This window comes from Gibbsiella quercinecans (genome assembly GCF_002291425.1).
Lineage (GTDB): Bacteria > Pseudomonadota > Gammaproteobacteria > Enterobacterales > Enterobacteriaceae > Gibbsiella > Gibbsiella quercinecans.
Window position 1 is genome coordinate 4,264,342 of the sequence record NZ_CP014136.1, and the last position, 14,247, is coordinate 4,278,588.

Genomic DNA, 14,247 nt, shown 5'->3' on the forward strand with positions numbered 1-14,247 from the left:
TTTGACCTGTGCGCCGGATGGCGCACTTTATTTTCACTGTGCGGAAACCCACGCAATATTTGAGCGAGATTTTTAATTAAATAAATAAAAATCAATTGGTTATATTCATAAAATATCTGGCACACGGCCTGCAATAGGAAAGCGAATATTTCTTTCCAATTAACGAGGTCACTATGTCCAGTATTTCATCCAATATGCCGGATAAAAAATGGTCCATACCCCATCCCGGGCTATGGATTGCCGTTTTTGCCGCTGCCATCATCATGCTTCTCCCTCTGGGGCCGGATTTGCCCATCGCTGGGAAAAACATGATTGCTATTCTGGTCTTCGCGATCATTGTCTGGATTAGCGAAGCGATGGACTATACCGCCAGCGCGATCACCATTTCGGCGCTGATCATTTTCCTGGTGGGGTTTGCCCCGGATATCAATAACCCGGATGTCCTGCTTGGCACGACAAAAGCGCTGAAAATGACGCTGTCCGGCTTCTCAAACTCGGCGCTCGCGCTGGTGGCCGCCGCAATGTTCATCGCCGCCGCCATGACCATTACCGGCCTGGACCGGCGTATCGCACTCTTTACCATGTCGAAAATCGGCGCCAGCAGCCGCAGTATTTTGATTGGCGCGATTGTCGTGACCATCGTCCTTAGCCTGGTGGTGCCCAGCGCCACCGCCCGTACCGCCTGCGTAGTGCCGATCATGATGGGTGTGATCGCCGCGTTTAAGGTGGATAAACATTCACGCATGGCCGCCGCCATGATGATCGTCATCGCTCAGGCGACCAGTATCTGGAACGTCGGCATTCAGACCTCCGCCGCGCAAAACTTGCTTTCCATGGGGTTTATCCACAAAACCCTCGGCGCCGAGCACGCCATCAGTTGGCTGGACTGGCTGCTGGCTGGGGCGCCGTGGAGTATCGCTATGTCGGTAATTCTCTACTTCCTGGCGCGTAAATTACTGCCGCCGGAAACCGAAACCGTCGAAGGGGGCATCGATGCGATTAAAAAATCCCTGGCCGATCTGGGGCCGGCCACGGGTAAGGAGAAACGGCTGATTGTGATTTCGCTGCTGCTGTTGGTCTTCTGGTCAACCGGCGGGAAACTGCACAGTATCGATACCACCTCCGTCACCCTGGTCGGGCTGGCCATTATGCTGCTGCCGGGCATCGGCGTGATGCAGTGGAAAGACGTAGAAAAACGCGTCCAGTGGGGCACGCTGTTGATGTTCGGCATCGGGATTAGCCTCGGTTCGACGCTGCTGGATACCCAGGCGGCGACCTGGATGGCGAACTATGTGGTGAAAGGATTTGGCCTGGAATCCCTCTCGGCCTTCACCATCTTTTCGATTCTCGCGGCGTTTCTGATCGTCATTCACCTGGGGTTCGCCAGCGCCACAGCGCTGACCGCCGCTCTGTTGCCTATTCTGATCAGCCTGCTGATTAGCCTGCCGGAAAGCGCCGGCGTTAACCCGGCGGGGATGACGATCCTGTTGGCCTTCAGCGTCAGCTTTGGCTTCATCCTGCCGATTAACGCGCCGCAGAACATGGTTTGTTTGGGAACCGACACCTTCACCCCCCGCCAGTTCACCCGCATCGGATTGGTGTTGACCCTCGCCGGTTACCTGATGCTGCTGGTATTCGCCGCCACCTGGTGGAAATTTCTGGGCCTGATGTAACAGGAGATAATCAGATGGAAATCGCTATTGAGAAAATTCGTTGGTTAACCGCCGGCCTGCTGGAATTGAGCGGGTGTGAACCGGATATCGCGCAGGACGTTGCGGAGCACATGATTGAAGCTGACCGCCACGGCTACAGCAGCCACGGCGTCTCGCTGTTGCCCAAATACCTTGACAACATTGCCCGGGGGGATGTCACCACCAACGCCCGCCCGGATTTACTGACTGAAAGCGCCGGCCTGCTGCGCTTTCATGCCCGTAACGGTTTTGGCCAGCACGCCACCAAGGTGGCGATGCGCGCGGCTATCGACAAAGCCGGCACGGAAGGATATTGCCTGATGACCCTCTGCCATGCCCATCATCTGGGGCGGCTCGGCCACTATGGGCAGATGGCCACGGACGCCGGGCTTAGCCTGTTCGCCGTCAGCAATGTCACGGGGCGCGCGGCGCTGGTCGCCCCTTGGGGCGGGGCACAGGCGCGCCTGACCACGAACCCATTCTGCTTTGCCTGGCCGCTGGCCGATGGGCGCCCGGCGGTACTGGTGGATTTCGCCACCAGCAGTATGGCGCTTAACAAAGCGCGGATCCTGGCACAACAGGGGCGGCGTGTCGCCCCCGGCCAGCTCATCGATGCCGGTGGCCACCCGAGCGACGATCCGGCGGTGCTGTTCGCCGACGACGCCGGCGCCCTGTTGCCGTTTGGCGGGCATAAAGGCTTCGGCCTGGCGTTGATGATTGAACTGCTGGCCGGCGTACTTTCCGGCGGGGATACCATCGCACAGGATCACAGCGCTACCGGCTCGGCCCATAACCACTTGTTTGCGCTGCTGGTCGATCCGAACCGGTTCTGCGGCAAAGCACAGTCTCAGGATAAAGTGAATGATTTCATTGATTATTTACTGGAAACCAAGCCACAGCCGGGGATTGAACGCGTGATTTACCCCGGCATGCCGGAAGCGGCGATGCGTGCGGCGCACAGCGCCAGCATCACGTTGCCGCCGGCGCTGTGGCAGTGGATCAGCGATCGCTATGCCGGGAACGGGATCGATCTGCACGTTCCGCTGATGGCCAACGCTTAACCGGTGGATTCCGCAGCGCGAAACGCCTGCGGATGTATCTGGTGCTTATTGAGTTTGTCATACAATGTTTTACGCGGCAGCATCAGCTGCCGCGCCGTCAGGCTAACCTGCCCACCGGTCTGGCGCAGCATATCCTCAATCAGTTTCTTCTCGAAGGCATCAATACAGGCGTTCAGGCCGCACTCTTCCTGCTGGTTGATGGAGACTGACTGGGGAGGGCGCAACAGCCCCAGCACAAAACGCTCGGCGGTGTGTTTCAGTTCCCGGACATTACCCGGCCAGCTTTGGGCCTGCAGCCACGCCAGCAGTATCGGTGAAATCTCCGGCAGCGGCTGATGGTAATTCTGCGCCGCCTGGCTGGCGAACCAGTAAAACAGTTCGGGGATATCTTCGCGCCGTTCGCGCAGCGGCGGGATGCGCAGCGTCACCACATTCAGCCGATAGTAAAGATCGAGACGAAACTTCCCCTGTTCGCCCAGTTGCAACAGATCGACCTTGGTAGCCGCCACCACCCGGCAGTTCACCGGGATCAATTGGTTGGCGCCCAGCCGCTCGAGGGTTCGCTCCTGCAACACTCGCAACAGCTTGGCCTGCATCGCCAGCGACATCCCTTCAATTTCGTCAAGAAACAGCGTACCGCCGTCGGCATGCTCGATTTTACCAATGCGCCGCTTCATCGCACCGGTAAACGCTCCCTGTTCGTGGCCGAATATCTCGCTTTCAAACAAGCTTTCCGGCAAACCGGCGCAGTTCAGCGCCACAAAATGGCCGCGGGCGGTATTATTCCAGTGGTGCAGTGCGCGGGCCACCACCTCTTTGCCGCACCCGGTTTCACCGTGAATCAGTACATCTGCGCCGGTGCCGGCAATGCGCATCAGCATATCGCGCAGCTCATTCATCACCGGGCTGCGGCCAATCAGCAGCGGCCCTTTCTCCTGCTGCAGGGTATTTTTAAGCTGGCGGTTTTCCACCACCAGCCGCCGTTTTTCAACGGCGCGCCCCACCACTTCCAGCAGTTTTTCCGAACTGCACGGTTTTTCAATAAAGTCGTAGGCGCCGTTGCGCATCGCCTCAACGGCCATTTCCACATCACCATGCCCGGTGATCAGAATCACCGGCAGATCGCTGTCCCGCGCCCGCGCGCGGTTCAACAGCTCCAGCCCTGATATGCCGGGAAGGCGAACATCCGTGACGACAATGGCATACGGCTCTTTCTCTATTGCCTGTAGCCCCTGTTCCGCATTTGCCAGCGCAATGACCTGATATCCTGCCAGCATCATCGTCTGTTCGCAGGCAAAGCGCACATCATCACTGTCTTCAACATAAATTATTTTTATATCAGGAAGACGCTGTTTCATTTTGCTCTCTCCATTCCGCCCAGACGAGGGTAAACACGGTGCCGCCATCCGGGTGATTGTTCGCGCTGATGGTTCCGTGTGAACTGGTGACGATTTCACTGACAATCGCCAGCCCAAGGCCCATTCCCCGGCGTTTGGTGGTAAAAAACGGTTCGAAGATGCGGCTTTGCACCTCCGGCGGCACCCCGGGGCCGGTGTCTTTAATGGCGACAATCACCTGCGCGTCATGCTCCCGGATAGTAATATCCAGCCGCTTGACCGGCTGATTTTCCATCGCATCGATGGCATTAATGATCAGGTTACTGAAGATTTGCTCCAGCCCGTGCCCGTCGCAACCGACCATCAGCGACGACGACGAAATATTAATACGGCGCTCAACGCGGTTTTTTTTCAGGTTATGGCTTAGCAATGCCACCGCGTTATACAGGGCTTTTATTACGTTGGCGTTGCCCTTCGGTACCCGATGGCGGCTGGCGAAAGACTTCATTTCCGAGATGTTTTGCGTCATACGTTCAATCACCGTAATGATGTAACGCAGGTTCTGATCCGCCTCGGCGTACATATGGCGCCCCAACATTTTGCGTGCGTTGTCGGTTAAGGCATGGAGCGCCGCCAGCGGCTGGTTCTGCTCATGGGCCAGCTCGGTGGCCATTTGCCCCAGCGCCGCCAGCTTGCTGGACTCGGCCAGTTCGCTGCGCGTGTGCTGCAAAGTACGCTCTGCTTCAATGCGCTCCTTCATTGCCTGGAGCAATCGCTGATTAATGCCTTTCAGCGCGCGGGTTCTGGCGCCGACTTCCCGCTCCAGGTATTCGTTATTTTTCTCCAGAATATTTTGTGCCCGTATCCGCATGCGTAGATATTTAAACAGCATTAATAAAAACAGGTAGGCAATCAGTATCACCGCGGCGGCAATAGCCGTTACCAGATAGACATTTTTCATCGAAGAGACAGAGGCCATTTCCCAGTGGAATTCCGGAATCGCCACCGTTTGCCGATAATAGCGAGGGAATAAACAACTCTGCGATTTATTAAGGTTAAATAATTTAATACCATGAAAATCAAAACAGGGGTAATTTTCTACTACTTTAACCGCGCTAATATTATATTGCTTTGTCTCTTCAAATTTCTCCAGGACCTTAGGCGGGAGCGCATGTAACGATTTGATCCGCCAATGCGGATTCACGCTTAAAAATATAACGCTATGCTCATCAGAAACATAAATATTATCCGGGCCTTCTGACCAAGCGTGCTCAATATCATTCAGGCTGATTTTTACCACCATGACCCCCGCGATATGCCCCTCATGTTCAATACGGAAGGAAAGAAAAAAGCCCGGGCGCAGCGTGGTGCTGCCAATGCCGTAAAACTTCCCCAGCCGGCCTTCCATCGCCTGGGTGTAATAGGGGCGGAAACTGTAGTCCTGCCCCACGTAACTGCCTGGCTCCTGCCAGTTGCTGGAGGCTATCGCTTGCCCCTTGGCATCAACGATAAAAAGCGCGGTGGTGCGTAATGCTTTATTGAAGCTGGCAAGACGAACATTCACTGTTTCCAGCGATGCTGGATTGGGGTAAATGACGTGCGTATGAATCAACCGATCCTGGGATAACAGAAAGGGCAAGTAGTTATATTGTTCTAGTGTGGAATATAAGGTTGCCTTATACATTTCCAGCCGCATTCTCTCTGCGTCAGAAACGGTAGAAAAAAATACCCGCAGGAAAAAATACCCGCAGCCAAGAAGAAGAATAAACAACAACAACCCCACGGGCACGAAATACCGTTTTCGCTCAAAAATATTCGCATTCGACTTTACCATAAAATTACCATGGATTTATTTTTGAAAAATTATATAAAAAACCGTCGGGCGACAGTAGAAGCAACGCTGGAGAGTGTGAATTCACTAACACATTACCCAGAGAAGTGTGCGGATTAAGGGACACTGTGGCCCGGCGCTAATGCCGAATGTGGCGGATAGGGGGGCCGATACCCGCGGAAGAGATGGCGATTAAAGCAGGGGGCGCCGGCTCATCTGGCCGTTGAGTGTGGTAATGCGGCTTTTGCGTGCTAAAAAGAAACCCCCTGCAGGCGCAACGCCTGGCAGGGGGCAACATCCGTGATGCGGGGGCGGTTAACCCAGAACCAGGCCGGCGATAGAAGCCGACAGGATGCTCACCAGGGTAGAACCGTAAACCAGCTTCAGGCCAAAGCGGGAAACCACGTTGCCCTGGTGTTCGTTCAGGCCTTTGATGGCGCCGGCAACGATACCGATGGACGAGAAGTTGGCGAAGGACACCAGGAACACGGAGAGGATCCCCTGGCTGCGTGGTGACAGTTCGGTCGCGACCTTCTGCAATTCCATCATGGCGACAAATTCGTTGGAAACCAGTTTGGTTGCCATGATACTGCCGACCTGCAGCGCTTCATGCTTCGGAATACCCATCACCCAGGCGAACGGGTAGAAGACGTAGCCCAGAATTTCCTGGAAGCTCAGGCCGAAGATGGCGCTGAACAGGGCGTTGACGGCGGCGATCAACGCAATGAAGCCGATCAGCATAGCGGCAACGATAATCGCGACTTTGAAACCTGCCAGGATATATTCACCCAGCATTTCAAAAAAGCTCTGGCCTTCGTGCAGGTTGCCCAGATGCAGCTCTTCTTCTTTACTGGTGTCGTAAGGGTTGATCAGGGAAAGCACGATAAAGGTGCTGAACATGTTCAGTACCAACGCCGCCACGACAAATTTGGCATCCAGCATCGTCATATAGGCGCCGACAATCGACATGGAAACCGTCGACATCGCGGTGGCTGCCATGGTGTACATGCGCTTTTCCGACATCTTGCTCAAAATGTCTTTATAGGCAATAAAGTTTTCAGACTGGCCAAGGATCAGGGAGCTTACCGCGTTAAACGATTCCAGCTTGCCCATGCCGTTAATTTTTGAGAGGACGGTACCGATGATGCGGATGATAAAAGGCAGTACTTTGATGTATTGCAGAATACCGATTAATGCAGAAATAAAGACGATCGGGCAAAGTACCTTCAGGAAGAAGAAGGCCAGGCCTTTATCGCCCATACCGCCGAACACGAAATCCGTCCCTTGTGCTGCGAATCCAAGCAGTTTGTCGAACAGTCCTGCGAATCCTTTCACAAAACCCAAACCAGCTTCCGAATGCAGGAAAAAGTAAGCCAGTAAGATTTCAATAACCAAGAGTTGAATGATATAGCGAATGCGGATGCTTTTACGATCGCGGCACACCACCAGTGCCAGGAACGCGACAACCACCAACGCTAACGCAAAGTGCGCAATATGGGACATATTTGCTCCAAATTTGAGGCGGGCTGAGTTTCGGCTGTCATTTTATGTAACGCCGGGTGTAAAAACGAGACTTCCTTGGCAAATATGAGAAATTATACTGGAATTAGTACAAAATTTAGTACGTGAAAGCATCAAGAATCAAGATGTTAATCATTTCGCATGCTATTTGCGTGCCCAGAGGCATGATCGCCGATAAAATTTTGGATAAACAAAATCATTCAGGATGCCTCAAGGCGGCAAATCAGTAAGTACCCAGGCGTATAGTTCGGTGGGGTTGTAATCGATTACAACAGAATATCATCTATCTGCCGAAGCTCTGTTTCGCTGAAGCCCTGCTGGGCCAACATGCCGATCGCATCGTCAATTTGACTGGTTTTACTGGCGCCAATCAATACCGAGGTGATACCGGCGTGGCGCAGCACCCAGGCCAGCGCCATCTGTGCCAGCTTTTGCCCGCGCTGCTGCGCCAGCAGATTGAGCCGCTGCACCTTTTCCAGCTTTTCCGCGCTCAGGCTTTCCGGCTTCAGGAACGGGCTGGCGCTGGCGGCGCGCGAGTCCTGCGGGATCCCTTGCAGGTAACGATCGGTTAATACGCCGCCGGCCAGCGGCGAGAAAGCAATCGCCCCCACGCCATCTTCCTGCAGCGCGCCCAGCAGCTCCGCTTCGGCGCCGCGTTCAAACATCGAGTATTTGGGCTGGTGGATAACGCAGGGCGTGCCAAGCTGGCGCAGAATGCGGAATGCGCGGCGCGCTTGCTCGGGCGGATAGTTAGATAGCCCGATATACAGCGCCTTGCCCTGGCGCACCAGCAGATCCAGCGCGGCCAGGGTTTCTTCCAGCGGCGTGTGCGGATCGGGGCGGTGGTGATAGAAGATATCGACGTACTCCACGCCCAGGCGCTTGAGGCTTTGATTCAGGCTGGCGACCAGATATTTTTTGGCGCCCCAGTCGCCGTATGGCCCCGGCCACATGGTGTAGCCGGCCTTGGTCGAGATAATCAGCTCGTCGCGGTAAGGGCGCAGATCGCTGTTGAGGATACGGCCAAACGTTTGTTCGGCGGAACCGGGCGGCGGGCCGTAGTTATTGGCCAGATCGAAATGCGTAATGCCCAGATCGAAAGCGTGGCATATCAGGCTGCGCGCCTGTTCGTTGGGGCTGGTGTCGCCAAAGTTGTGCCATAGCCCCAGGGAAACGGCGGGCAGCTTTAAGCCGCTGCGCCCGCAGCGGCGGTAGGTCATATCCTGATAACGGAACGCATTTGCCTGATACACCATCATTTCTCTCCTGTTAAATCGGCAACCGCCTGAGTGTATGCGTTTACACCGGGGTTGGAATGCGTGCGCGATCACGCTTGAACACGCTGGGATTATTAATGTTTTTAATGCGGTTGCCGGTTTGCCTGCCGGGCGAGCAGGGATGTAACGCCTGCTTGCCAGTGGCTTTTTGCCGGGAATGTTCGAAATTTGCGTCAGAACTCTGATACTTACTACTGATGACTGTTACTGCGCTGGCCTGTGGCCGCTGCGGTGTCTTGCAAAAACCGTAACCTCCGGGCTTGGGATCAGATGCGTGGGCAGCCGAAACCTATTTGATGACAGGTGAGGCGCATGAGTAATAACTATACGGTAGCTGACTACCTTCTTGACCGGTTGGTCGAGATAGGCATTGATCATTTTTTTGGGGTACCAGGAGATTACAACCTGCAGTTTCTCGATCATGTGGTCGCGCACCCGCATATCGCCTGGGTAGGGTGTGCCAATGAGCTTAACGCCGCCTATGCCGCCGACGGCTATGCGCGTTGTAAGCCGGCAGCGGCGTTGCTGACCACGTTTGGCGTGGGCGAGTTGAGCGCGGTAAACGGCGTCACCGGCAGCTACGCCGAGTACCTGCCGGTGATCCACGTGGTGGGCGCGCCGTCGCTGCGGGTGCAGCACGCGGGCGAGTTGGTGCATCACTCATTGGGGGATGGCGATTTTGGTCACTTTGCCCGCATGGCGCAGGAAGTGACCGTGGCCCAGGCCAGCCTGACCGTGGAGAACGCCGCGAGCGAAATCGATCGCCTGTTGGCCACCGCCCTGTTTGAACACCGCCCGGTGTATCTGCTGTTGCCGAGCGACGTGGCCGAAGCGCCGTTGCCGGCGGTTCAGCCGGTGCCGCTGGCGCCGCGGCAACCCACCCTGTGTGAAGCCGCGTTGCAGGCGTTTATCGCCGCCGCGCGGGAAAAATTGCAGCCGGCGCGCCGGGTTTCACTGCTGGCGGATTTCCTTGCCGAACGTTTTGGCGCCGCGCCGCTGCTGGCGCAGTGGCTGCAGCAGGTGGATATGCCGCACGCCACGTTGCTGATGGGCAAAAGCGTGTTGGATGAGCGCCATCCTTATTTCGTGGGGACTTATGCAGGCGCACCCAGCGCGCCGCAGGTGAAGCAGGCGATCGAAGGCGCCGAAGTGGTGATTAACGTCGGCGTGCGCTTTTCCGATGCGATTACCGCTGGTTTCAGCCACGATCTGCCGGCCGAAAAATGTATCGATATTCAGCCGTTTGAAGCGCGGGTCGGCCGGCAGCTGTTCAGCCAACTTCCCATGCATGCCGCCATCAAGGCATTGCATCAGCTCACGCTGGAACTGGCGCCGCGCTGGCAACTGCCGGTGATCGCGCGCCCGCCGCTGCCGGATCCCGGCACGCCACGCTTGGATCAGCAAGGGTTCTGGTGCCAAATGCAGGATTTCCTGCGGCCGGGAGATATTGTTCTGACCGAACAGGGCACGTCCAGCTTTGGCGCCGCGAGCCTGAACCTGCCGTCCGGCTGCCACTTTATCGTCCAGCCGCTGTGGGGCTCGATTGGCTATACGCTGCCGGCGGCGTTTGGCGCCGGCATGGCGCAGCCGGAGCGCCGGGTGTTGCTGCTGATCGGCGATGGCTCCGCGCAGTTGACCGCCCAGGAGCTGGGATCGATGCTGCGTTACGGGCTGAAACCGATCATCTTCCTGATCAACAATGACGGCTATACGGTTGAACGGGCGATCCACGGGCCGCAGCAACCCTATAACGACATTGCGCCGTGGAACTGGGCGCAGTTGCCGCAGGCGCTGGCCGGGGAGCAGCCCTGCAAGATCCTGCGCGCGAGCGATCGGCAACAGCTGCGCCAGGCGCTGAGCGAAGCGACGGATTGTGCGCAGTTAGCGTTTATCGAAGTGGTGCTGCCGAAGATGGATATTCCACCCCTGTTGGATATGGTGTCGCGCTCCATGAGTGCACGCAATTCGGCGATCTAGGCGCTATCCAGCAATTGCTCCAGTAACCAATATCCCGCCGGCCCCGGCGGGGTGAGTTTCGACCATACCACATCCACTGAGATCATCTTCGGCCAGCCGCGTGGGCGCAGCTCGGTCAATTTTTCATGGCTGTATTGCCGCACCAGCCAGCGCGGCAGCACCGCCCAGCCAAAGCCCTGTTCCGCCATTTCCAGCAGCATCAGGTAGCTCGGCGCCGACCACACCGGCCCGCCCGGCCTGGCGGCTTCGGTGCCGGTATAGGTATTCAGATACAGTTGGCGGGTGCGGGCCAACTGCTCTGGTGTGGGGGCGGAAAGCTGCGCTAGCGGGTGCTGACGGGCAACGAACAATCCCATTTCTGTTTGGTTAGGCAGACGGGCGAAGGCGATATCCGGCGGGTAGTTTTTCTGCGTTTCGACCATGCCCAGATGGGCGCGGCCGCTCTGCAGCAGATCGAGCACGTCGCCGTCTTCCGCGATCATGCACTCCAGTTCAATATCCTGATAGCGCTGTTCGAAATTCATCATCATCCGGTCATGGTGCTTGGGCTGGTAGGTATCGGAAAAGACGATGGTCAGGCGTGGTTCGACATTGCCCGCCAGCCGGATGCTTAGCGCGTCAAGCCGTTCGCTGGCGGCGAGGATTTCCTGCACCTGGCTGAGCACCTTGCGCCCAACGGCGGTCAGCACCGGCTGGCGCCCCTGGCGATCGAACAGCGTCAGCGCCAGATCGGCTTCCAGGTTGGCGATAGCGGTGCTGATGGTGGACTGGCTCTTGCGCAGCTTACGGGCCGCCGCGGAGAACGAGCCAAGGGCGGCGGCCTCGACAAACGCCTGTAATGCTTCGGGGGAATAACGCATGATCTATCTACTATATCGATGGAACCTATTTTTAACCTACCCGAAAAAGCGATGATAATCACCTGGCTTTAACCCTAATAGTCAGAAAACAGGTGATGTATGCAACTGCAAAACAAGTCTTTCATTGAGCGTATTATTCATGCCGTCGGCTTCGAGGCCATTGCCTTGTTGATCTTCGCCCCGCTGGGCGCGTGGCTGCTCAACCGCCCGATGCTGCAGGTTGGGGCGTTGGCGGTGATGCTGTCGACGCTCGCGATGGTGTGGAACATGGTCTACAACACCGCGTTCGATCGCCTGTGGCCGGTAAACCGGGTGGCGCGTACGCTGAAAGTGCGGGTGTTGCATGCGTTTGGCTTTGAAGGGGGCTTTGTATTGATCGGTGTGCCCATCGCGGCCTGGATGCTGGATATTCCCCTGCTGCGGGCGTTTATACTGGAGATCGGCTTTTTCCTGTTCTTCCTGCCGTACACCATGTTCTACAACTGGCTGTATGACACCGTGCGCCAGCGCTGGTTCGAAGCGCGCGCACCGATCAACTCGGGCACGAAATAAGGCATCGTCAGCCCGGCATGCCTCAGGTAAGATCGGCGGTATATTCGATGGAGCCGAGGGGAGAGTAATGAAAGTATTGGGCTTGCTGGGTGGCATGAGCTGGGAGTCTACCATCCCGTATTACCGCATGATCAACGAACAGGTGAAGGCGCGGCTAGGCGGCTTGCATTCGGCTAAACTCGTGCTCTATAGCGTGGATTTTCAGGAAATCGAGCGGCTGCAGCACCAGGGCGACTGGGCCGGCGCCGGCCAACTGTTGGCCGCTGCGGCTGCGTCATTGCGTGCCGCCGGCGCCGAGGCCATCGTGATCTGTACCAACACCATGCACAATGTGGCGGACGTGATCGAGCAGGCCAGCGGCCTGCCGTTGATCCACATCGCCGATGCCACTGCGCAACAGGTGCGCCAGCAAGGGATCCGCCGCGTCGGGCTATTGGGCACACGCTTTACCATGGAGCAGGATTTTTATCGCGGGCGCCTGCGGGACCAACATGGCATTGAGGTGGTGACGCCGGCGGCGGCCGACCGCGAGATTGTGCACCGCATTATTTATGATGAGCTGTGCCGCGGGGAGATCCGCGACGCTTCACGCGAGGAATACCGCCAGATTATTCACCGCCTGGAACAGCAGGGCGCGCAGGGGATTATCTTTGGCTGCACGGAAATCGGCCTGTTGGTCGGGGCGCAGGATGCGGCGGTGCCGGTGTTCGACACCACCGCCATCCATGCGCACGCCGCCGCGGAGTATGCGCTGGCCTAGTCGTCGTGGGGCGGGCGGCGCGTGTTAATCAGCATCAGCGGCTTGCCCGCCAGCACCAGCCAGGCGGGCAGCATCACCAAGCATAATACCGGCAACAGGTGCAGATCCGGCACCACGGCGAGCGCGACAAACAGGCTTAGCCACCCCTCACGCGTGACTACCAGCGCTAACCCCATCACGGCGCAGGAAATGGTGATCGCCGCCGGCACGGCCGGCACGTGCGCATGCAGCATCAACCCTAGCGCCACACCGATGAACAGCGCCGGGAAAATCCGCCCGCCGCGAAAGCCGCAGGCGGCGGCGATCACTAACGCCGCCAGTTTCGCCACGGTGATCGCCAGCAACGTGTGAACTGACAGGCTCTCGTCACCGGCCAACCGCTGTATCTCATTCATCCCGCTAAAAAGCGTCAGATCGCCACCCACCAGGCTCAATCCTCCCAGCGCCAGGCCGGCTAAACCCAGCCTCAGCACCGGGTTGCGCAGCGTGTTGAATACGCGGTGCACGCGCGGAAAACACCAGACGGCGATCATACCAAGCGCGACGGCGATCAGCGTGACAATCGCGCCGCTGAAAACGTCCCCCAGCCGGGGCGTATCGTAGGGCGCGAGCGTTAAGGCGAACTGTGGGGCGGCAAAGAATTGCGCGGTGAAGGCGCCGGCCGCGGCGGCCATCAGCGGGGCGAACAACCGTTCCCACAGCGGCGCTTCGCTGGCGTTGCCCAGCGTTTGCGCAAAAATCAGCGCTACCGCCACCGGCGTGCCGAACAGGGCGCCGAGGGTGCCGGCGGCGGCGAGGATGATCCAGTCCATCTTCGGTACATTGGGCAACAGGCGGCTGCCGAGCGCGGCCGCCAGCGCGATGTTAATGGCGGTGATAGGGTTTTCCGGCCCCAGGCTGACGCCACCGGCCAGGCCGAGCACCATCGCCAGCACCAGGCCGGGCAACGCGCCAAGCGGCAGCGGCGGGCCGATCAACGATTCAGCCGCCGGATCCGGCCCGGCGTGGCCCGGCAGATAACGAATAACCAGCCCAACCGCCATACCGGTTGCCGGCAGGATAATCAGCGGCCAGCCGGCGTTGCCGGGCGCAATGTGCAGCAACGCAGGGAGATGCTGCCATAACAGAGATCGCAGCGCGCCGGTGGCGGCCAGCAACATCATCAAAACCAGACTGGAGGCGGCGCCGATGACGACGGCGGGCAGGGCGAACGCCAACATGGCATAGGCACGGGGATGCAGCATGCAGGTTCCTTGTTAAGCGGACAACGGAGTGTTGAAATACCGGCGTGCGCACCCGGCATTCGCCGGCGGCGCAAAGTGATAATACCTGCCGATTGTGCCAATGTTGTCTCACGGTTAACAACCAAACCCACGGCGT

The 14,247-nt window shown here is 57.7% G+C and carries 11 protein-coding genes; 5 read left to right on the top strand and 6 right to left on the bottom strand.

Going from position 1 to position 14,247, the window contains the following annotated elements; translation table 11 throughout:
- The first annotated feature begins 173 nt into the window (after window positions 1–173).
- Together ACN28Q_RS19530 and ACN28Q_RS19535 are read left to right on the top strand one after the other, a co-directional pair.
- Window positions 174–1,673 (top strand): DASS family sodium-coupled anion symporter, encoded by a 1,500-nt coding sequence (locus ACN28Q_RS19530; RefSeq protein WP_095847862.1) that lies wholly within the window; start codon window positions 174–176, stop codon window positions 1,671–1,673.
- A 14-nt stretch (window positions 1,674–1,687) separates the two neighbouring features.
- On the top strand, window positions 1,688–2,752 hold the full coding sequence (locus ACN28Q_RS19535; RefSeq protein WP_095847863.1) for an Ldh family oxidoreductase: 1,065 nt from the start codon (window positions 1,688–1,690) through the stop codon (window positions 2,750–2,752).
- Here the strand turns inward: ACN28Q_RS19535 and ACN28Q_RS19540 are convergent.
- From ACN28Q_RS19540 to ACN28Q_RS19555, 4 genes are all read right to left on the bottom strand, one after another.
- Window positions 2,749–4,110: a sigma-54-dependent transcriptional regulator gene (locus tag ACN28Q_RS19540; protein ID WP_095847864.1), complete on the bottom strand. Its 1,362-nt coding sequence runs from the start codon at window positions 4,108–4,110 to the stop codon at window positions 2,749–2,751. The genes ACN28Q_RS19535 and ACN28Q_RS19540 overlap by 4 nt on opposite strands.
- Window positions 4,091–5,923: a sensor histidine kinase gene (locus ACN28Q_RS19545; protein WP_230469426.1), complete on the bottom strand. Its 1,833-nt coding sequence runs from the start codon at window positions 5,921–5,923 to the stop codon at window positions 4,091–4,093. The genes ACN28Q_RS19540 and ACN28Q_RS19545 overlap by 20 nt, the downstream gene beginning before the upstream one ends.
- Window positions 5,924–6,235: 312 nt before the next feature.
- Window positions 6,236–7,423: a NupC/NupG family nucleoside CNT transporter gene (locus tag ACN28Q_RS19550; RefSeq protein WP_095847866.1), complete on the bottom strand. Its 1,188-nt coding sequence runs from the start codon at window positions 7,421–7,423 to the stop codon at window positions 6,236–6,238.
- A 284-nt stretch (window positions 7,424–7,707) separates the two neighbouring features.
- Window positions 7,708–8,697, bottom strand: a complete 990-nt coding sequence (locus ACN28Q_RS19555; protein ID WP_095847867.1) for an aldo/keto reductase — start codon at window positions 8,695–8,697, stop codon at window positions 7,708–7,710.
- Between the two features lie 333 nt (window positions 8,698–9,030).
- Between ACN28Q_RS19555 and ACN28Q_RS19560 the strand changes: the two genes are divergently transcribed.
- A complete protein-coding gene (locus ACN28Q_RS19560; protein ID WP_095847868.1) occupies window positions 9,031–10,695 on the top strand; it encodes an alpha-keto acid decarboxylase family protein in 1,665 nt (554 codons plus the stop codon).
- Here the strand turns inward: ACN28Q_RS19560 and ACN28Q_RS19565 are convergent.
- Window positions 10,692–11,555, bottom strand: coding sequence for a LysR family transcriptional regulator (locus tag ACN28Q_RS19565; protein WP_095847869.1), 864 nt, complete (start codon window positions 11,553–11,555; stop codon window positions 10,692–10,694). The two genes, ACN28Q_RS19560 and ACN28Q_RS19565, sit on opposite strands and share 4 nt — an antisense overlap.
- 99 nt (window positions 11,556–11,654) lie before the next feature.
- On the opposite strand from ACN28Q_RS19565, the gene ACN28Q_RS19570 reads away from it, so the two are divergent.
- Window positions 11,655–12,107: a multidrug/biocide efflux PACE transporter gene (locus tag ACN28Q_RS19570; RefSeq protein ID WP_095847870.1), complete on the top strand. Its 453-nt coding sequence runs from the start codon at window positions 11,655–11,657 to the stop codon at window positions 12,105–12,107.
- A gap of 67 nt (window positions 12,108–12,174) precedes the next feature.
- Window positions 12,175–12,867 carry an aspartate/glutamate racemase family protein gene (locus ACN28Q_RS19575; RefSeq protein ID WP_095847871.1) on the top strand — a complete coding sequence of 231 codons (693 nt, stop codon included), beginning with the start codon at window positions 12,175–12,177 and terminating at the stop codon, window positions 12,865–12,867.
- On the opposite strand, the gene ACN28Q_RS19580 is transcribed toward ACN28Q_RS19575, so the two are convergent.
- Window positions 12,864–14,111, bottom strand: coding sequence for an ion channel protein (locus ACN28Q_RS19580; RefSeq protein ID WP_095847872.1), 1,248 nt, complete (start codon window positions 14,109–14,111; stop codon window positions 12,864–12,866). The genes ACN28Q_RS19575 and ACN28Q_RS19580 overlap by 4 nt on opposite strands.
- Between the last annotated feature and the right edge of the window lie 136 nt (window positions 14,112–14,247).